We start from the raw sequence: 994 nt of genomic DNA on the forward strand, positions 1-994 counted from the left end.
ATTAACAAATTTTATTTTTGTCTTGGCGTAGGGGCAGAGGGGGCTGGGGGTGAATGCCCAAAATTAAAAACTCCTTATCTTAGATATTTATCTGATTGTTTTTAACAACTATCGCTCCTGATTTTTTTACTACTGATTTTACAGCTAATATTTTTTCTTTAAATTCATTTGATTTTTTAGCCAGACAATCTTTGCAATCGGCACTCCACTTGATAATCATCAGTTTTGCAGCACCCTTTATAATTCCATACAAATCCTCTGGAGAAACAAATTTAGCTTTGTAATCTGTAGCTATTTCCAATCTTCTTGATTTTTCATCAAGCATGGCATAAGAAATTCCTAATCCTTTAGCTACAGAAAAAAAGTGAGTTAGCGAATTCCTTAATTTTCTAAGATCATCTGTAGTAATATGCTCCAATCTTTCTTGATTATCTTGACACCATTCGTTTTTTGGATTTAAACAAAATTCTTCTATAAAACTTTTTATATTCTCTTGATTCATTGCTTTTTTAATAATTTTTTTTTCGTCAGAGGTTTTATTTTCATAAGCAATATTAAGACAAAATAAAGTTTCTAAATTTGCAAATAATACTATCATTTCGGAACGAATAGGCCTATCTCTTTTTAATTTATCAGCCATGCTCGCAGGATGTTCTGAAAAAGTAAATTTAAAATCAATAGAGTTTTCCTTAAGTTTTCCAGCAAGCACTTCGACAAGTTTTATTGTTTCCAAGTGTTGCTTTCTTATTGACTCTAATTTTTTATCGAAATTTATAAAATTTTCTATTTCTTTTTCGATTTCTTGTAAAAAAATTATGACTTCGTGTAAATTTGGAGAAATAATAACCTTGCTACCATCGAAAATAAAATGAGTACTTTGCGATTGCATAATTATTTATGAAGCTGTTTCAAAAATTTTCTTGACTAAACTTGTTCGAGCGTAAAACGCACGAGTTATTGGTCGGCGCTTTCCAGTTTTAGGATTTATCCCACC

The 994-nt window shown here is 30.3% G+C and carries 1 protein-coding gene and 1 pseudogene (1 of these 2 cut by a window edge); one reads left to right on the plus strand and one right to left on the minus strand.

Annotated elements, in window-relative coordinates:
* A pseudogene (locus COU51_00700) lies at positions 1-31 on the plus strand (hypothetical protein) (it extends 203 nt beyond the left edge of the window).
* 48 nt (positions 32-79) lie between these two features.
* On the opposite strand, the gene COU51_00705 reads toward COU51_00700, so the two are convergent.
* The gene (locus tag COU51_00705) at positions 80-889 is read right to left on the minus strand and encodes a hypothetical protein (protein ID PIR67095.1); all 810 of its coding nucleotides are present in this window, start codon (positions 887-889) and stop codon (positions 80-82) included.
* Positions 890-994 lie beyond the last annotated feature (105 nt).

The sequence above is a fragment of the Parcubacteria group bacterium CG10_big_fil_rev_8_21_14_0_10_36_14 genome, assembly GCA_002772895.1.
In the GTDB taxonomy this organism is placed as follows: Bacteria; Patescibacteriota; Patescibacteriia.